The organism is Prauserella rugosa (genome assembly GCF_000719975.1).
GTDB classification, from domain to species: domain Bacteria; phylum Actinomycetota; class Actinomycetes; order Mycobacteriales; family Pseudonocardiaceae; genus Prauserella; species Prauserella rugosa.
This window is the reverse complement of record NZ_JOIJ01000008.1, coordinates 125,570-142,739: the sequence shown is the minus strand read 5'-3', so window position 1 is coordinate 142,739 and position 17,170 is coordinate 125,570. Positions and strand designations below refer to the sequence as shown.

At 71.6% G+C, this 17,170-nt stretch carries 16 protein-coding genes; 9 read left to right on the top strand and 7 right to left on the bottom strand.

The features are described 5' to 3' along the window. Window positions 1-924 carry an enoyl-CoA hydratase gene (locus tag IF64_RS0113785; protein ID WP_084705848.1) on the bottom strand — a complete coding sequence of 308 codons (924 nt, stop codon included), beginning with the start codon at window positions 922-924 and terminating at the stop codon, window positions 1-3. Then, window positions 921-2,504: a FadD3 family acyl-CoA ligase gene (locus tag IF64_RS0113780; protein ID WP_030532500.1), complete on the bottom strand. Its 1,584-nt coding sequence runs from the start codon at window positions 2,502-2,504 to the stop codon at window positions 921-923. Before IF64_RS0113780 ends, IF64_RS0113785 begins: the two co-directional genes overlap by 4 nt. Before the next feature lie 72 nt (window positions 2,505-2,576). Between IF64_RS0113780 and IF64_RS0113775 the strand changes: the two genes are divergently transcribed. The 5 genes from IF64_RS0113775 to IF64_RS0113755 all read left to right on the top strand — a co-directional run bounded on the left by IF64_RS0113775 (window position 2,577) and on the right by IF64_RS0113755 (window position 7,963). Next, window positions 2,577-3,728 (top strand): acyl-CoA dehydrogenase family protein, encoded by a 1,152-nt coding sequence (locus IF64_RS0113775; RefSeq protein WP_030532499.1) that lies wholly within the window; start codon window positions 2,577-2,579, stop codon window positions 3,726-3,728. Continuing rightward, entirely contained in the window at window positions 3,725-4,498 is a 774-nt protein-coding gene (locus IF64_RS0113770) for an SDR family oxidoreductase (RefSeq protein ID WP_030532498.1), read from the top strand. The genes IF64_RS0113775 and IF64_RS0113770 overlap by 4 nt, the downstream gene beginning before the upstream one ends. Window positions 4,499-4,506: 8 nt before the next feature. Beyond that, window positions 4,507-5,664: an acetyl-CoA C-acetyltransferase gene (locus tag IF64_RS0113765; RefSeq protein ID WP_030532497.1), complete on the top strand. Its 1,158-nt coding sequence runs from the start codon at window positions 4,507-4,509 to the stop codon at window positions 5,662-5,664. A 212-nt stretch (window positions 5,665-5,876) separates the two neighbouring features. Continuing rightward, window positions 5,877-6,851: a 2-hydroxyacid dehydrogenase gene (locus IF64_RS0113760; protein ID WP_030532496.1), complete on the top strand. Its 975-nt coding sequence runs from the start codon at window positions 5,877-5,879 to the stop codon at window positions 6,849-6,851. Next, window positions 6,848-7,963 (top strand): glycerate kinase, encoded by a 1,116-nt coding sequence (locus tag IF64_RS0113755; protein WP_036876584.1) that lies wholly within the window; start codon window positions 6,848-6,850, stop codon window positions 7,961-7,963. The genes IF64_RS0113760 and IF64_RS0113755 overlap by 4 nt, the downstream gene beginning before the upstream one ends. Window positions 7,964-8,013: 50 nt before the next feature. Here IF64_RS0113755 and IF64_RS26085 read toward each other — a convergent pair whose 3' ends face one another. From IF64_RS26085 to IF64_RS0113740, 3 genes are all read right to left on the bottom strand, one after another. Beyond that, the gene (locus IF64_RS26085; RefSeq protein WP_051757836.1) at window positions 8,014-11,628 is read right to left on the bottom strand and encodes an NHL domain-containing protein; all 3,615 of its coding nucleotides are present in this window, start codon (window positions 11,626-11,628) and stop codon (window positions 8,014-8,016) included. Window positions 11,629-11,900: 272 nt separating this feature from the next. Next, complete coding sequence (locus tag IF64_RS0113745; protein ID WP_030532493.1) at window positions 11,901-13,085, bottom strand: zinc-dependent alcohol dehydrogenase; 1,185 nt, start codon at window positions 13,083-13,085, stop codon at window positions 11,901-11,903. 139 nt (window positions 13,086-13,224) lie between these two features. Beyond that, window positions 13,225-13,524, bottom strand: a complete 300-nt coding sequence (locus IF64_RS0113740; protein ID WP_030532492.1) for an iron-sulfur cluster biosynthesis protein — start codon at window positions 13,522-13,524, stop codon at window positions 13,225-13,227. Window positions 13,525-14,109: 585 nt separating this feature from the next. Between IF64_RS0113740 and IF64_RS0113735 the strand changes: the two genes are divergently transcribed. The 4 genes from IF64_RS0113735 (at window position 14,110) to IF64_RS0113720 (ending at window position 15,746) form a co-directional block, all read left to right on the top strand. Further along, entirely contained in the window at window positions 14,110-14,523 is a 414-nt protein-coding gene (locus tag IF64_RS0113735; protein ID WP_246134675.1) for an anti-sigma factor antagonist, read from the top strand. Between the two features lie 73 nt (window positions 14,524-14,596). After that, on the top strand, window positions 14,597-15,076 hold the full coding sequence (locus IF64_RS0113730; protein ID WP_048807747.1) for a GtrA family protein: 480 nt from the start codon (window positions 14,597-14,599) through the stop codon (window positions 15,074-15,076). Next, window positions 15,073-15,459, top strand: a complete 387-nt coding sequence (locus IF64_RS0113725; protein WP_048807746.1) for a YidH family protein — start codon at window positions 15,073-15,075, stop codon at window positions 15,457-15,459. Before IF64_RS0113730 ends, IF64_RS0113725 begins: the two co-directional genes overlap by 4 nt. Next, window positions 15,456-15,746, top strand: coding sequence for a YidH family protein (locus IF64_RS0113720; protein WP_030532488.1), 291 nt, complete (start codon window positions 15,456-15,458; stop codon window positions 15,744-15,746). The genes IF64_RS0113725 and IF64_RS0113720 overlap by 4 nt, the downstream gene beginning before the upstream one ends. 39 nt (window positions 15,747-15,785) lie before the next feature. Here the strand turns inward: IF64_RS0113720 and IF64_RS0113715 are convergent, their stop codons facing one another. Together IF64_RS0113715 and IF64_RS0113710 are read right to left on the bottom strand one after the other, a co-directional pair. Beyond that, complete coding sequence (locus IF64_RS0113715) at window positions 15,786-16,766, bottom strand: TIGR03557 family F420-dependent LLM class oxidoreductase (protein ID WP_030532487.1); 981 nt, start codon at window positions 16,764-16,766, stop codon at window positions 15,786-15,788. A gap of 83 nt (window positions 16,767-16,849) precedes the next feature. Then, window positions 16,850-17,164 (bottom strand): WhiB family transcriptional regulator, encoded by a 315-nt coding sequence (locus IF64_RS0113710; protein ID WP_030532486.1) that lies wholly within the window; start codon window positions 17,162-17,164, stop codon window positions 16,850-16,852. Between the last annotated feature and the right edge of the window lie 6 nt (window positions 17,165-17,170).

The window sequence follows — 17,170 nt, the reverse complement described above, 5'->3', positions numbered from 1 at the left end:
TCAGCTCCCCGCGTCCCGCATCGACGCCGCGGTCTGGCCCGCGAGGGGATCTGCCTGGGTCTCGGCGTTGTGGGCGTGGGCGAAGTGATGCAAGCCGAACACCGAGTCCATTCCGGACCGCATGCCCATCAGGTCCTGTGCCTGGTTCACCGCCTTCTTCGTCAGTGCCAGGCCGAACGAGGGCATCTCGGCGATCCTCTCCGCCAGCTGCGTCACCGTCGAGGTCAGCTCCGCGGGAGGTACCACACGCGAGACCATTCCCCATTCCTTGGCCTGCCGGGCGCTGAACCGCTGCCCGGTGAACAGCACCTCCTTGGCGGCCGCGACCCCGAGCACCCACGGATGCGCGAAGTACTCCACGCCCGGAATTCCCATGCGTACCACGGGATCGGCGAAGAACGCGTCGTCGGAGGCCACGATCAGGTCGCACGACCACGCCAGCATCAGCCCGCCCGCGATGCATGCGCCCTGCACCGAGGCGATCATCGGCTTCGGGATCTCCCGCCAGCGCCTGCACATTCCCAGGTACACTTCGGACTCACGCGCGAACCGCCGATCGCCGCCCTCCCGGTCGACGTGGTCCCACCACAGCACGGCCCTACGGTCGTAGGAGACGTCCACGTCGCGGCCCGGTGAGCTGATGTCGTGGCCGGCCGAGAAGTGCGGTCCCTCCCCCGCCAGCACGATGACCTTGACCTCGGGGTCGTCCACGGCCCTGGTGAACGCCGCGTCCAGCGCGTAGGTCATCACCGAGTTCTGCGCGTTCCGGTACTGCGGCCGGTTCATCGTCACGACCGCCACCGGTCCGCGCCGTTCGTACCGCACGACCGGTTCCGATCCCGATCCCGCGGCGGATCCGGGGTCGTTGCCGGAGCGGTTGCCGGAGCGGTTGCCGGATCCGTTGCCGCTGTGCTCGTCGGTCATGCCGTTCTCTCCTTGACCAGCAGGCGTTTGAGGACCTTCCCCGAGGCGTTGCGCGGCAGTGCCGGGACGAACTCGACCGATCGGGGACGCTTGTAGTTGGCGAGATGGGCGGCGCAGTGGCCGAGTACGTCGTCGCCGGACAGTCCGTCGGCCACGACGAACGCCTTGCCCACCTCGCCGAGGCGCTCGTCGGGAACCCCGATCACCGCGACCTCGCGCACACCGTCCAGACGGGACAGTTCCTGTTCGATCTCGGCCGGGTAGACGTTGAACCCGCCGCAGATGTACATGTCCTTGAGCCGGCCGGTGATCGTGAGATTGCCCGCCTCGTCCAGCCGTCCGACGTCGCCGGTGTGCAGCCAGCCGTCGGGGTCGACGGCCTTCGCGGTCGCCTCCGGGTCGTCGAGGTAGCCGAGCATCACGTTCGGGCCCCGCAGCAGCACCTCACCGCGGGCATCGACGCGCACCTCGAAGCCCGCAGCGGCACGTCCGCTGGTGTGCGCGACGGTCCGTGGATCGTCACCGGGCCGGCACATCGTGGCGACGACGGCCTCGGTCAGCCCGTAGGCCGTGAGCACGGTGTCGAAACCGAGTTCGCCGCCCATCCGCTCGACCAGCCGCACCGGCACCGTCGCGGCACCGGTCACCGCGAGCCGCAGCGACGTGAGGTCATGGGAGTCACGGTCGGGGTGGTCGAGCAACGTCTGGAACACCGTGGGCGCGGCGGGCAGAACCGAGATCCGCTCACGGTCGACCACCTCCAGGACCGCGGCCGCGTCGAACGTCGCCTGCGGCACGAGCGCCGCGCCGCTGAGCAGCGCCACGAGGATGCCCGCCTTGTAGCCGAAGCTGTGGAAGAACGGGTTGACCACGAGGTACCGGTCCTCGGGCCCGAGCCGCCCGCAGTCGGCCCACGCCGATGCGACGTCGAGTGCCTGCCGGTGCGCCGACAGCACGCCCTTGCTGCGCCCGGTGGTGCCCGAGGTGAACAGGATGTCGCTGATGTCGTCGGCTTTGACCTCGTCGGCCCTGGCCTCGACGTCGGCAGGGGTGACGGAATCGGCGGCGCGGGCGGTCTCGAGGAGCTCCGGCCAGTCGACGGTGCCGGTATCGGGGTCGGCACCGGTGTCGGGCGGGAGCGGTCCGGGCAGTGGGACCCGCACGACGAGGTCGATGGATGCGAGGTCGCCGGGCTCGGCCGCCGCACGGATACCGGCCAGGCGGTCCACGCCGAGGAAGTCGCCCGCGACGACGAGCACCCTCGCGGAGGTGCGCCGGAGGAGGTCGACGGTCTCGGTTCCGGTGAACCGGGTGTTGACGGGCACGAGGGTGGCGCCCGCGTAGTGCGCGGCGAGCGCGGCCACGACCCAGTGGTGCGTGTTCGGCGAGTTCACCGCGATCCGGTCACCGCGCCGCACCCCGCCTGCGAGGTAGACCCGCGCCACCATGCGAACGTGTTCCAGAAGTTCCCGGTAGGTCAAACACACGGCGCCGTCGATGATCGCGGTCCGGTCCCCGAACCGTTCTGCAGCAGATCGAAGCACCGCAGGGATCGTCTGCACCGAGGCCACCGCGACCATGCCACTCCCTCCCTGGACGCAAAATCTAGAACGTGTTCTTATTATGCTAGCGCACGGTAGCAGGAGGTGTGAGTGGAAGACCACGAGCGATTCCGGCGGGAGGTGGCCTCCTGGCTGGCCGAGAACCTGACCGGTGAGTTCGCCGACGTCCGCGGCCTCGGCGGACCCGGACGCGAGCACGAGGCGTTCGACCGGCGGCTCGCATGGGAACGCCACCTCGCCGCGGCCGGATGGACCTGCCTCGGCTGGCCGGAGGAGTTCGGCGGCCGCGGACTGAGCGTGGCCGAACAGGTCGTCTTTCACGAGGAGTACGCCGCGGCCGCGGCGCCGGCACGCGTGAGCCACCTGGGCGAACAGCTCCTCGGCCCCACGCTGATCGCCTACGGCACCGACGAACAGCGGAGTCGGTTCCTGCCGCGCATCCGCGCGGTCGAGCAGCTGTGGTGCCAGGGGTACTCCGAACCGGGCGCCGGGTCGGACCTGGCCGCGGTGTCGACGTCGGCACGGCTCGACGAACGCGGCACGTCGTGGGTGCTGAACGGACAGAAGATCTGGACGTCGCTGGCGCACGTCGCGGACTGGTGTTTCGTCCTGGCGCGCACCGAACCCGGTTCGTTCCGGCACCGCGGACTGTCCTATCTGCTCGTTCCCATGGACCAGCCCGGCGTGACGGTACGGCCGATCACCCAGCTCACCGGAACCTCGGAGTTCAACGAGGTGTTCTTCGACGACGCGCGCACCGACGCCGACCTCGTGGTCGGCGAACCCGGCGACGGATGGCGGATCGCGATGGGCACGCTCGGGTTCGAACGCGGCGTGTCGACGCTCGGCCAGCAGATCGGATTCCGGCGCGAACTCGACGGGATCGTGGCCGAGGCGAGACGCACCGGGACGATCGACGACCCGATCCTGCGCGCCGACCTGACCCGCGCCTGGATCGACCTGCGGGTGTTGCGTGCGCACGCGCTGCGCACCCTCGAGCGTGAGCCGGGACCCGACGTGGCGGTGGGGAAACTCCTGTGGTCGGGCTGGCACCGGCGACTCGGCGAGCTCGCGATGCGGGCCCGCGGCGCCCGCGGGCTGACCACCGGCGGCGAACTGGACGCATGGCAGCGGCTGTTCCTGTTCAGCCGCGCCGACACCATCTACGGCGGTTCGGACGAGATCCAGCGCAACATCCTCGCCGAGCGGGTGCTCGGTCTACCGAGACAGGAGCGGCCATGAGCGTCCCCCCGTATCCGCGTGCCAGGGACCTGCTGGCGGACAAGGTGGTCGTGGTGACCGCCGCGGCGGGAACCGGCATCGGTTCGGCCACGGCGCGGCGCTGTGTGGAGGAGGGCGCGCGGGTCGTGGTCAGCGACTGGCACGAACGGCGGCTGAAGGCCACGGCCGACGAACTCGCCGAACTCGGCCGGATCCACGCGGTGCCCTGTGACGTCACCAGCGACGACCAGGTGCGCGCGCTGTTCGACGAGACCGTCGCGCGCTTCGGCCGGGTCGACGTGGCGGTCAACAATGCGGGCCTCGGCGGCACACAGTCCATTCTGGACATGACCGACGCCGAGTGGTCCCGGGTCCTGGACGTGACGCTGAACGGCACGTTCCGGTGCACCAGAGCGGCCGCGCAGCGCATGGTCGAACAGGACCACGGCGGCGTGATCGTCAACAACGCCTCGGTGGTGGGCTGGCGCGCACAGCAGGGGCAGGCGCACTACGCGGCGGCCAAGGCGGGTGTGATGGCACTGACCCGCTGCGCGGCGATGGACGTCGCCTCCCACGGCATCCGCATCAACGCCGTCGCCCCGAGCCTGGCCGCACATCCGTTCCTGGCCAAGGTGACGAGCGAGGAGCTGTTGGCCGACCTCGCGGGCAGGGAAGCCTTCGGACGCGCGGCCGAACCGTGGGAGGTCGCGAACGTCATGGTGTGGCTCGCCTCGGACTACGCCACGTACCTCACGGGCGAGACCGTGTCCGTGTCCAGCCAGCACCCGTAGGAGGAACCATGGCCGAGGCCTACCTCGTCGACGCCGTCCGCACGCCCGTGGGACGACGCGGCGGCGCGCTGTCCACTGTGCACTCCGCCGACCTCGCGGCACATGTGCTGAGCGCGCTCGTCACGCGCGCCGACATCGACCCGGCGACCGTGGACGACGTGATCCTCGGCTGCACCGACACGCTCGGTCCGCAGTCCGGAAACATCGCCCGCACCGCGTGGCTCGCCGCAGGCATGCCCGACCACGTCCCCGGGGTGACCGTCGACCGGCAGTGCGGGTCGAGCCAGCAGGCGGTGCACTTCGCCGCGCAGGCGGTGCTGTCCGGCACGGCCGACGCCGTCGTGGCAGGCGGGGTGCAGAACATGAGCGCGATCCCCATCAGCGCGGCGATGCTCGCCGGGCGGGAGCACGGATTTCCCGACCCGTTCTCGGGATCGACGGGCTGGCGCACACGCTACGGCGACGTCGAGGTGTCCCAGTTCCGCAGCGCCGACATGATCGCCCGCCACTGGGACCTCACCCGCGAACAGCTGGAGGAATTCGCGCTGCGCAGCCACCGGCGCGCGCTGGAGGCAGCCGACACCGGACGGTTCGCCGGGGAGATCGCACCGTTCGATGATCTGACCGCCGACGAGGGCCCCCGGCGCGGCACGTCGGCGGAGAAAATGGCCGCCCTGCCCCCGCTCACCGACGACTCCCGCATCACCGCCGCCACGGCGAGTCAGATCTCCGACGGCGCCAGCGCGGCGCTCGTGGTGTCCGAGGCCTACGTCCGCGACCACGGGCTGAGGCCACGCGCGCGCATCCACCACCTGTCGGTGTCGGCCGCCGACCCGGTGTGGATGCTCACCGGCCCGATCCCCGCGACGCACCGGGCACTGCGCCGCACCGGCCTGACCGTCGAGGACATCGACCTGTTCGAGGTCAACGAGGCGTTCGCGAGCGTCGTGCTGGCCTGGCTCGACGAGACCGGCGCCGATCCCGACCGCGTCAACGTCAACGGCGGCGCGATCGCCCTCGGCCACCCCATTGGCGCAACCGGCACGAAACTCATGGCCACGCTGCTGCACGAACTCGAACGGCGCGGCGGCCGCTACGGCCTGCAGACGATGTGCGAGGGCGGCGGCACGGCCAACGTCACCATCATCGAACGCCTCGCGACGTGAGGCCGCCGGCCGCAGTCACCATGTCGACAACACGACCCTGTCGGTCAGCCCTGTCGAAGCCGGCCCTGTCGACGGCAACTCTGTAGACGCCGGCCCTGTCGACACGGCCCGCGCTGGGACTGACGTCACCGACCTGGTCACAGCGGTCTCGACAGGTCTGCCCCGCTCCTCGATAGGGTGCCTTCGGGCGCGTGCGACGAAGGAGCGATGCGATGACCGGCACCCGACCGCGGATCGTGGTCACCAGGTGGATCCCCGATGACGCCATGGCGTTGTTGCACGAGACCGGCGAGGTGTGGTCACCCGATCCCGACCGGCAGCTGCCCGCCGACGAACTGCACCGCGTGGTCGCCGGCGCCGACGCGGCCGTCGTCACCCTGCGGGACCGCATCGACGGGGACTTCGCCGACGCCGCAGGTCCGCAGCTCAAGGTGATCGCCAACGTCGCGGTCGGCTACGACAACATCGACGTGCCCGCCCTCACCGAGCGCGGCATCACGGTCGCCAACACCCCGGGGGTGCTGACCGACGCCACCGCCGACATCGCGTTCGGCCTGCTGCTGTCGGCCACCCGCAGACTCGGCGAGGGCGAACGGCTGCTCCGTTCCCGCACGCCGTGGTCGTTCCACCTCGGATTCATGCTCGGCTCGGGCATCCAGGACAAGACGCTCGGCATCATCGGGCTGGGCCAGATCGGCCAGGCGATGGCCACGCGGGCGCGCGCGTTCGGCATGCGGATCGCCTACAGCGGACGGCGGCGGGCGCCGTCGGAGGTCGAGGACCGCCTCGAGGCCACGTACCTGCCCCAGGACGAGCTGCTGCGCACCGCCGACGTCGTGTCCCTGCACTGTCCGCTCACCCCGGACACCCGGCACCTCATCGACGAGGCGGCACTCCGGTCGATGAAGCCCACGGCGTTCCTGATCAACACCACCCGCGGGCCGGTCGTCGACGAGGCCGCACTGGCGGCGGCGCTGCGCGACGGCGTGATCGCAGGCGCCGGTCTGGACGTCTTCGAGAACGAACCGGAGGTCCACCCGGAGCTGCTCGAGCTGGACAACGTGGCGCTCGCTCCCCATCTGGGTTCGGCGACCGTGGAGACGCGCACCGCGATGGCCACGTTGGCGGCCCGCAATGTGATCGCCGTCCTGTCCGGCGAGCCCGCGATCACGGAGGTGACCCCGTGAGCGAGCACACCCCGCGGCGCGTGGTGATCGCACCCGACAAGTTCAAGGGAAGCCTGACGGCCGTCGAGGCCGCCGAGGCGATCGGCGCGGGCGTCCGCGACGCGCTCCCGGACGCGGACGTGTCCCTGTGCCCGGTCGCCGACGGCGGCGAAGGCACGCTCGACGTACTGCTGGCCGCCGGCGGAACGCGCGTCGACCTGCGGGTACGCGGGCCATTGGACGAGCCGGTCGACGCCTGGTACGTCACGCTCGACGGGACCGCGTACATCGAGTCGGCGCGGGCGTGCGGAATCGAACACGTGACCCCGTCCAGCGACGTCGCCCTCGCGGCCCACACCTACGGCGTCGGCGAGCTCATCGCCGACGCCCTCGGCCGCGGTGCCACACAGATCGTGCTCACCGTCGGCGGAACAGCCAGCACCGACGGGGGCAGCGGCATGCTGCAGGCGCTCGGTGCCCGCATCACCGATGCCGACGGCGCCCCGGTGGGGCTCGGCGGCGGCGCACTGGCCGACGTCGCGGCCGTCGACCTGACCCGGCCGCGCGCACTGCTCGGCGACGCCCGCGTCCGCGTGGCCACGGACGTGACCAACCCGCTACACGGTCCGGACGGTGCCGCGGCGATCTTCGGCCCGCAGAAGGGCGCGCGGCCGCAGGAGATCGAGCTGCTCGGTGCCGCGCTGCGCACGTGGGCCGACGCGCTCGGCTTCGCCGACCGGCCCAGCGCAGGCGCGGGCGGCGGCATCTCCGGAGGTGCCATGGCCGCGCTCGACGCCACGGCCGAATCCGGCTTCGACCTCGTCGTCGAACTGACCGGGGTCGCCGAGGCGGTGCGCGGAGCCGACCTGGTGATCACCGGCGAGGGTTCGCTGGACGCACAGAGCCTCGCGGGCAAGGCACCCGCCGGGATCGCCGCCATCGCACGGCGTCACGGTGCACGGGTCGCGGCCATCGCGGGACGTGTCGCGCTCGGCGCGGACGAGCTGGCCGAGGCCGGGATCACCGCGTCGGTCGCACTCGCCGATCACGCGCCGTCGGTCGAGGTCGCGGTTCGCGACGCCGCCGCGCTGCTGCGCAAACACGCCGCGGACCTCGTCCGCACCGTGTCCTGACGGCTCAGACGGCGTTTCCGTCGGCAGGCGTTCCGGTCAGCGCTTCCCGGTCAGTGCTCGCCGGGCTGGTCCGGACGGGCCGGACCGTCGAACCAGCCCCGGGCAGCCTCGTCCCCGGAGTCCACATCGGACCCGAGCGTCGCGGTTCCGGCGACGGAGAGTTCGGCCTCGTGGCGCGCCGAGGCGTCCTGCCTGCCCGTGACCCGCCGCCACAGCTGGGGTCCGAATCGGACGACGCCGAACAGCACGATCACGCCGACGGCCACGATTCCGCCGATGTGTTCCCAGTGGAACGGGTCCTCGATGAGCGCGGGCTGCACCACCACGCTCACCTGGGCGGCGTCGAGGTCGGCGAAGTACAGGTCGCCGTGGCGGTCCAGGGCGAGCGCGCCCACGGCGCCGGTGTGTTCGGGACCCGCCACGGTCAGCACCGTGCCGCCCGCGTCGACCCGCACCACCCCGCGACCGGTGCCGATGTAGACGATGTCGCCGTCCACCGCGACGTCCCGCGGCCGGTCGAGCGCGACCTCCGAGGCGTTCAGCCCGTCGACGCCCTCCCAGTAGCTGTCACCGTCCGATCCGACACCGGCGAACTCGTCGCTGCGTCCCTCGGGGTCGATGCGCCACACCTGACCGCCGTCCGGGATCGCGGCGAACACCTCGCCTGCCTCCCCCAGCGCGATCCCGCCCACCGCGGGGCCGCTCGCGCCGGCGTCGCGCAGCCACCGCCGCACCGTGCCGTCGGCGTCGACGCGGTACACGTTCTCCTCGGTCGCGACGTAGACGGCATTCTCGGCCGCCGCAAGGTCGACGACGCGCCCGAAGCTCGACAGGGTCGCCCGCCCGGCAGGGTCGAGATGATCACCGGAGGGACCGTCCGGCCGCGGCCCGCCACCCGCCACCGGAACGGCCACGGCACCGTCTCCAGCGTCTGCGCCGCCGGCAGCGTCTGCACCATCTGCACCGTCGGCACCGGTCCCGTCCGAGCCGCGGTCCATGCGGTACACAACGTCGCCTGCCGCGACGTACCGTGTCCCGTCGGGTGCCACCGTCACGGCCGACACCCGCGAGGCCGCCGGCGAGTCCACAGCCGGCGAACCCACAGCGGAGTCCACAGCGGACGCCGTGTCCAGCATGCCGTGCCGATCCACCGCCAGGAGCGGATTCGTTCCGTCGGCGAGCAACAGAGCTCCGTCGTGGTCGACCGCGAGCGCGTCGATCCCCTGCTCGCCGAACGTCACCTGCGTGGCCGGTCGCTGCACCGCCGTCGGGCCCGCGGGGCGCCGCGGTTCGGCCTCCTCCAGTGACGCGACCGTGCCGAGCACGCCGTCGGCGACCGACCGAACGGCCGCACCGGACGCGGTGATCAGCCGCAGGGAGCCGTCGGAGGCCACGTCCAGGGTGCGCGGCTCGTCGAGTGGCGCCGTACGCGCGCGCTGCCCGTCATCACCGTCGACGCGCTCGCCCGTACCCGCCACCGTGCGGATCCGGCCAGCCGGATCGACCGCCCGCACGCGCGCGTTGTGGCTGTCGGCCAGATAGAGCGTGCCGTCGCCGCGCACGGCGAGGTCGTGCGGGTTGTTCAACTCCGCCTCCACCGCACGGCCACCGTCCCCGGAGAATCCGCTGCCGGAGCGTGCGGCATCGGCGTCACCCGCGATCGTGAACAGGACCCCGGCGGGATCGACCATCCGCACCACCGGGCGCGCCACATCACCACGCCGGTCGAGGAAGAACACCCGCCCCTCCGGCGACACGGTGATCGCGTGCGGTCGCCCGAGCGCGGCAGCCGTGGCGACGTAGCCGTCCCCGTCGGAGCCCCTGCGGCTGCCGAGCCCCGCCCACGTACTGATGGTGCCGTCCTGGTCGACACGGCTCAGCCTGCGATGCGCTCCTTCGGCCACGTACAGCACGCCGTCGTCGCCGACGGCCACGTCGGTGGGGCTCACCGGCGTGTCGGTGGCCGGCTCGCCGTCGGCCGCCAGGAGCCGGTCGCGGTCCTCGGTACCGACGCGCGTGCCGTCGCCGGCGGCCGTGGTGATCACCCCGCGAGCGTCCACTTTGCGCACACGGTCATTGCCCGTATCGGCGATGTAGAGGCTGCCGTCGGGGCCGACGTCGATCCCTTGTGGAGCGTCCAGCCGCGCCGCGGCCGCACGTCCGCCGTCGCCGGCGAATCCCGCCTCACCGGTGCCCGCGGCGACGGTCACTCCGCCGTCGCGCCCCACCTTCAGTACCCGGTGGCCGTCGGTGTCGGCGTAGTACAGGACCCCGCCGGACCCGGTCGCCAACCGCAGACGCCGTTCGTCCGGCACGCTCGGAGTCGGCGCAGCCACCGGCACGGGCTCGTCGGCACCGGAGGCCGTCGCCGCGGCGGAGGGGTCCGCACCGGCGACCGGATACACCGTTCCCGGCTCGTCGGCGCTGTAGTCGGACGGATAGTAGGGCCGGTCGCGTACCGCACCCACGGCGTGGCTCGGGTCGGCGGGGTTCTGCGACGCCAGGCGATGAATGCGGTGCCCCTGGCGCACGTACACCGCACCGTCGTCTCCGACGGCGAGCGCGACGGGCGCGTCGCCGTCCTCGCTCTCGGCCAACGGTGGCGTCAGCGAGGTGACCACGCCGTCCCGGTCGATCACGCGCACGACCCGGTTGCCGACGTCGAACACGACGACCTCGCCGCGTGGCCCGACCGCCGGGCCGCCCAGTTCGCCCCCGAACGTCGCCCTGCCCACCGGCCCGCCGTCGCCCGCGAACCCCGGCTCGTCCCGGGGTGTGACGAGCGTGCGCATCGTGCCGTCCGGATCGACGCGATACAGCTCGTCGCCATCCGCACCCGCACGGAGGTACAGCGCGCCGTCGTCCCCCGCGGCGATCCGGAGCTCACCCGCCAGCCGGGCGTCCGTCGCGGGCCTGCCGTCGGCCTCCTGCGCGGCGACCGTTCCCCCGCCGGCGACCACGGTGGATTCCCCCGCATTCCCCTTCGGGATACGCACGACGGTGCCGGATCCGCTCACGTAGACGGCTCCGGCACCGTCCACGGCGATGTCGTCGGCCCGCGGCACCACAGGGAGGGCGTCACCGGGTCGGAGGTCGCTCGCGGTCCGGCCCGCTTCGTCTTCCGCGTTCGCGGCCCGCTCGTCGGCGTCCGCCGCGGCGTCCTCCGCGGAATCGGCGGAATCGGCGGAGTCCCCTGCAGGATCCTCTCCAGGATTCTCGTGGCCCTGGCCGGTGACGTCGGCGAGCACGGACACGGCTCCGCCGGCGGCACGGCGGATCACCGCCTCGTCCCCGGCCACGAACAGCGCACCGCCCGCGGCGGCGACCGCACGTGGCGCGCCAGCTCTGCTCTCGTCGGTGCGGGTGCCGGGGACCGTGTCGATCCGCCCGTCCCCGCCCACCGCACGCACCCGTCCGGCCTCGCGGTCGGTCAGGTAGACGGTGCCGCCCTTGCCGACGGCGACATCGCCCGTGGTGCCGATCCTGGCGTCCGCCGCGGGGTGCCCGTCACCCGAGTAGCCCGCCTCCGGGCCACCGGCGACCGGCTCGATCGTCCGGGGCTTCGGCGGGTCGGCCGGCTGGCGGGCCGCACCGCTCGTGCCGTTGGCCTGTGCGGTGGGCCCGGCCGGGAGCACGGTGAGCGCGGCCACGCAGAGGACGGTCACCCATCGTCTCCACGCCCGGCCGCCCCGCGTCACCATGCCCACTCCCGTCGTCAGGACTCATCGGACCGACGGGTGCGCACCGGCTCCGGTTCCCCGCGCACCGGCGGAGTTCACCGGCGCGCGGGCCGCCGTCGACGTCGGCCTACGACGGACCGATCATCCGATACCGACAGACCGCACATCTCACCGGGTCGAGTGACAGTCGAGTGACAACGGACGCGGCTCGAGGACGTGCGCCTGACGACAAGGGCTCGAGGGCTAGGGGTCGACGACTAGGGCTTGAGCACGACCTTGATGGCGCCGTCACGTTTGGCCTGGAACATGGCGTACGCGTCGGAGGCCTCGTCGAGCGGCACGCGATGGGTGGTGAGGTCGTCGACGCCGAGCGGATCGCCGTCGCCGGTCAGCAACGGCAGGATGTCGTCGGTCCAGGCCCGCACGTTGGCCTGCCCCATGCGCAGCTGGATCTGCTTGTCGAACAGGGTCATCATCGGCATGGGGTCGGCCATGCCGCCGTAGACACCCGACAGCGACACGGTTCCGCCCCTGCGCACCGCGTCGATCGCGGTGTACAGCGCACTCATCCGGTCGAGCCCCGCCGTGGTGAACGCCTTCTCGGCGATCCGGTTGGGCAACAACGTCGCGAACTGCTGCACCAGCGTGCTCACGGGCGCACCGTGGGCCTCCATGCCCACCGCGTCGATCACCGCGTCGGCGCCCCTGCCGTCGGTGCGCTCGCGCACCGCGTCGCCGACGTCCTTGACGGTGCGCAGGTCGAGCGTGTCGACACCGTGTCGCTGAGCCATCTCGAGCCGCTCGTCGACCAGGTCGACCCCGAGCACCGTTCCCGCGCCGCGGTGCCGCGCAATGCGCGCCGCCATCTGGCCGATCGGCCCGAGTCCGAGGACGACACAACTGCCGCCGTCGGGCACGTCGGCGTACTCCACGGCCTGCCACGCCGTGGGCAGCACGTCGGACAGGAACAGGAACCGCTCGTCGGGCGCGGAATCGGGGATCTTCACGGGCCCGAAGTGGGCCTGCGGCACACGCAGCAGCTCGGCCTGACCGCCTGGCACCTGTCCGTACAGCTTCGTGTAGCCGAACAGGGCGGCGCCCTTGCCCTGTTCGCGCACCTGCGTGCGCTCGCACTGGGTGTAGAGCCGTTGCGCGCAGTAATAGCACTGCCCGCAGGCGATGTTGAACGGGATGACGACCCGGTCCCCCGGCTCGAGGTTGGGCACGGCGTTGCCCGTCTCCCGCACGACACCCATCGGTTCGTGGCCCAGCACGTCGCCCGGCGTCATGAACGGCCCGAGCACCTCGTACAGGTGCAGGTCGGAACCGCAGATCGCCGTCGAGGTGACCTCCACGATCGCATCGGTCGGCTCCTCGATGCGCGGATCGGGAACCTCCTGCACACGGACGTCACGCTTGCCCTGCCAGGTCGCAGCCTTCATCGCGGATGTCCTTTCGCCTCGGACTCTCGACTTCTCGTCTCGTCGGCTGCGACTACCCGCGATCACCCGGTCCGAACACACCGGTGCCGGCGCCTCCGAGAGGAGACGCCGGCACCGGCACAACTCGATGACGGGTGCGTCAGCCTTCCGGCTGCTGCATCACCGCGAAGTTCAGCTGTCCCTGATCGTCCTGCTGGACGTCGAGGACCTTGTCGTCGAGGAACGTCGACGCCTTGGCCTCCAGGAAGACCCGGGCACCGCTCTCGGTTCCCAGCACCTGGTCGCCGTCCTCCGGCCCCGGGGCGACCGAAAGCGCGAGCTGCGCTCCCTCTTCCGTCTCCTCCCGGACCGCGAACCGCAGACCGGCGGCGCCGTCCTGACCGTCCTGGGCGGTCAGCGCACTGATCGCCTCCACGGCAGCGTCAGTCATCGCAAGCATGGTCGCTATTTCCCTTCGGTTGCTTGAGGCTGCCATTCCCACCGTAAAGGTCCGGCGACGGCATCGCTCTACCGGCACGCCCATTTTCGACGCCTCCACCGGCGCTTCAGGAAAATCCACGAAATGCTGCCGACACGCCTCGCCTGCCACCACTTCCCACATCGCTCGCCCACCGCGGGCAGTGGTCGGACCGCACCGAACGCGCGGCGTTCCGGAGTGACGCCGTGCCCACCGAATATTCCCGAGCCAGCACGGACAACGGCGCGCCGAACGGCCACATCGGACACCCGATCACCGGAGCGACCGGAGCGACAACCCCGTCCGCGACAGCACTTTCCGAAAGTGCGACACAGGAAGTCTTCCCGCCGAGCCGTCGCTCATACCCATCGTGGACGGCCGATAAACCGCGGTCCACGCGTGCGAAGCTCACACCGGACGGCCACGACCGAGGTTGAAAGGTGTCGCCGAGGTTTCTACGGTGGAGTTGGCGGATCAGGCATATATTTTCCGCCGGGAGCGATCCGGCGAAGCCGGATATGCGTCCGAAGAAGCACTTCCTGGCCCAGCGATGAAGGGAGCCCAGCAGTGCAGAGCATCGACACCCCCGAACCCACCCCGGAGATCCCCGGGACGACGTCTTCGACCCAGGAGACCGGAACCATGCGCATCGAGGCCGAGCGCCGCGACGACGGAGTGGTCCTGGCCCGGGTCCGCGGGGAGGTCGACCTGCTGTCGGCGCCGGACCTGCGCACGTGGCTCCAGGAGGAACTCGCCGCACCCGCCCGCCTCGTCCTCGATCTCGACGGTGTGGACTTCCTCGGCTCCGCCGGACTGTCCGTACTCGCCGAGCTCGTGGAGAAGTCGGGCGGTGGCCGGCTGAACTGGGCGATCGTCGCGGAGAACCGGGTGGTGCTGCGGCCCCTCGAGGCCACGGGACTCGCCGAGCAGATGCCCCTGCACGCCGACGTCGACAGCGCGGTGAAGGCCGTCCGCCCCTGAGCCGGTCCGGCCGCACGGGACGCAACCGGCCGCCGTTCCAGCCGGTCACGCGGGTGGACGTATCGTCTAGGACATGAACCATGCGCGGTCCCGGGTCTGCGTGCGGCCCCGCCTGCAGCCCGCGAACGCCGTGCGGGAACACCCCACGCTCGCACGGCACGTTCCGCTGTACGTACTGGGCGGGGCGATCAGCACCGGACTGCAGGGACTGTTGTTCCTCCTGCTGCGCGAACCGTTGACCGCACCGGCCGCCAACCCCGTCGCCATCGCCATCACCACCGTGCTGAACACCGAGTTCCATCGGCGCATCACCTTCGGTGACGTGACGGGACCCCGCGCGCGCCAGCACCTGCAGACGGTCGGCACGTTCCTGTTCTACGCCTGCGCCGGCACCGCCGCGCTGGGACTGCTGCACCTGGTCGCCGACTCGCCCACGCCCACCACGGAAGCCACGGTGCTGGTCGCGACGAGCCTCGTGGGCGGCATCGTGCGGTTCCTGGTGCTGCGCTCGTGGGTGTTCGTGTGGCGCAGGGACGCCGGGGGCGCGTCGTGACCGACCACGACACCACCGACCGGACCGGCGGCACCGCACCCGGGGACGGGGCCGCCGACCGCGAACCCGACTACCGCTTCACGCTCGCCAACGAGCGCACCTTTCTCGCGTGGCTGCGCACCGCGCTCGGCCTGGTCGCCGGTGGGGTGGCGGTCCAGCAGCTCGTTCCGGGACTCGCCGGTGAGGGACCGCGAACGCTGCTGGCCGCGCTGTGCATTGCACTCGCGCTGGTGATCGCGGCCGCGTCGTATCCGCGCTGGCGTGGGGTGCAGCGGGCGATGCGCCGCGGCTCGCCCCTTCCGCCCAACGTGCTCCTCGGCGTGCTCGGGGCGGGCATCCTGGCGATCACCGCCGTGGCGCTGGTGCTGGTCCTCGTGGCATGAGCGAAGGCCAACCCGAACGGACCGGACTCGCATGGCAGCGCACCGCGCTCGCCTCGGCCGCCTGCACGGGACTGCTCGTCCATTCCGCGGTCTCCCACGGCACGGCGGTGCTGGTGACCGCGGCACCGATCGCCGTGGTCACGACGGTCGTGCTGTCGGTCGCGAGCCTGCTCCGCTCGCGGACGTTGCGCAGTGGCACCCCACCGCTGAGCCCCGCCGTGGCCGCGACGTCCGCAGCGCTGGTGGTGCTGACCGTGCTCGCCAGCCTCGTGGCGATGCTCGCGTGATCCCGGGTGCGGCCGGCTGACCGGCCGCACCCGCGCAGGTCAGCCCAGCTGCTCGCGCAGCGCGGGAAGGATCTCGTCCTCCGCGGCCTTGAGGAACTCGTCCTGTTGATCGCCACCGACAGCGACCAACGCCAGATCGGTGAAGCCGGCGTCCCGGAACGAGCGCGCCGCGTCGACGACGGCCTGCGGGGACGCTCCACACGGGATCGCCGAGGCCACGTCGTCCTCGCGGACGTACTGGGTCGCGGCGGCGAACGCCTGCGTGCCGGGCAGCTCGGCGTTGACCTTCCAGCCACCCGCGAACCACCGGAACTGCTCGCGAGCACGGCGCGCGGCCGCCTCGGTATCGCGGTCCCACGACACGGGCAGCTGGCCCACCTTGCGGGACTTGCCCACGCCCAGCTGCGCCCTGGTGTCGTCCCACCGCTGGCACAGGTCGCCCTTCGGCTCGACGGCGATCATCGCGTCGGCGGCGGCCGCGAACTTGTCGACCGACTGCGCGCCCGAGACCGCCACACCGATCGGCACCCGCGTCGAGGGCAGGTCCCACAGCTTCGCCGAGTCCACCCGGAAATGTTCCCCGGCGAGGTTCGTGTAGCCGCCGTCGAACAGGTCGTTGATGATCTGCAGGGCCTCGGAGAGCATCTCGTGGCGCACGTTCGCCGCGGGCCAACCACGGCCCACGACGTGTTCGTTGAGGTTCTCGCCCGCTCCGAGTCCCAACAGGAACCGCCCGTCGGACAGTTCCTGCACGGTCGCGGCCTTCTGCGCCACGACGGCAGGGTGGTACCGCATGGTCGGGCACGTCACGAACGACATCAGCTCGACATCGCCGGTCACCTGGGCGACCGCCCCGAGCACCGACCAGGCGTACGGGGCGTGACCCTGTTCGTCGAGCCACGGCGAGTAGTGATCACTCATGACCTCGAACGAGAAGCGGGCCTGTTCGGCCTTCGCGGCATCGTTGACGAGTTGCTTCGGTCCGGCCTGTTCGGTCAGCAAGGTATAGCCGAAACGCACACTTTCCCCTGTCTCGCGTCGCCTGTCGCATCGCGAGATCGTCGGATCCGCTGTCCTCTTCGGTCTGGTCGCTCGTGGACCGCTCAGTGCAGAGCGGGCTCGCGCTCGGTGGTCTCGAACCGCTTGCGGCGGGCGATGGCCTCACGGCGCTCGGTCTCGTCCAGGCCGCCCCACACCCCGAACGGCTCCTGAACGGTCAGGGCGTGGCGTCGACATTGGACGATCACGGGGCAGGTGCGGCACACCTCCTTGGCCCTCGCGACCCGGTCGGCGCGCGCGAATCCGCGCTCGCCGTCAGGATGGAAGAACACCGAGCTGTCGAGATTGCGGCAGTTGCCGTGCCGTTGCCATTCCCATACCTCTGCCACCGGGGTCGGCAAACGAGACGTGTCGGCCATGGTGAT

What these genes read in the sequence shown, in the direction of transcription:
- IF64_RS0113720 (WP_030532488.1), top strand. Translation starts at nt 15,456, where the DNA reads ATGAGCGAAGGCCAACCCGAACGGACCGGACTCGCATGGCAGCGCACC.
- IF64_RS0113745 (WP_030532493.1), bottom strand. Translation starts at nt 13,085, where the DNA reads ATGAAGGCTGCGACCTGGCAGGGCAAGCGTGACGTCCGTGTGCAGGAG.
- IF64_RS0113765 (WP_030532497.1), top strand. Translation starts at nt 4,507, where the DNA reads ATGGCCGAGGCCTACCTCGTCGACGCCGTCCGCACGCCCGTGGGACGA.
- IF64_RS0113710 (WP_030532486.1), bottom strand. Translation starts at nt 17,164, where the DNA reads ATGGCCGACACGTCTCGTTTGCCGACCCCGGTGGCAGAGGTATGGGAA.
- IF64_RS0113740 (WP_030532492.1), bottom strand. Translation starts at nt 13,524, where the DNA reads ATGCTTGCGATGACTGACGCTGCCGTGGAGGCGATCAGTGCGCTGACC.
- IF64_RS0113780 (WP_030532500.1), bottom strand. Translation starts at nt 2,504, where the DNA reads ATGGTCGCGGTGGCCTCGGTGCAGACGATCCCTGCGGTGCTTCGATCT.
- IF64_RS0113730 (WP_048807747.1), top strand. Translation starts at nt 14,597, where the DNA reads ATGAACCATGCGCGGTCCCGGGTCTGCGTGCGGCCCCGCCTGCAGCCC.
- IF64_RS0113785 (WP_084705848.1), bottom strand. Translation starts at nt 924, where the DNA reads ATGACCGACGAGCACAGCGGCAACGGATCCGGCAACCGCTCCGGCAAC.
- IF64_RS0113760 (WP_030532496.1), top strand. Translation starts at nt 5,877, where the DNA reads ATGACCGGCACCCGACCGCGGATCGTGGTCACCAGGTGGATCCCCGAT.
- IF64_RS0113770 (WP_030532498.1), top strand. Translation starts at nt 3,725, where the DNA reads ATGAGCGTCCCCCCGTATCCGCGTGCCAGGGACCTGCTGGCGGACAAG.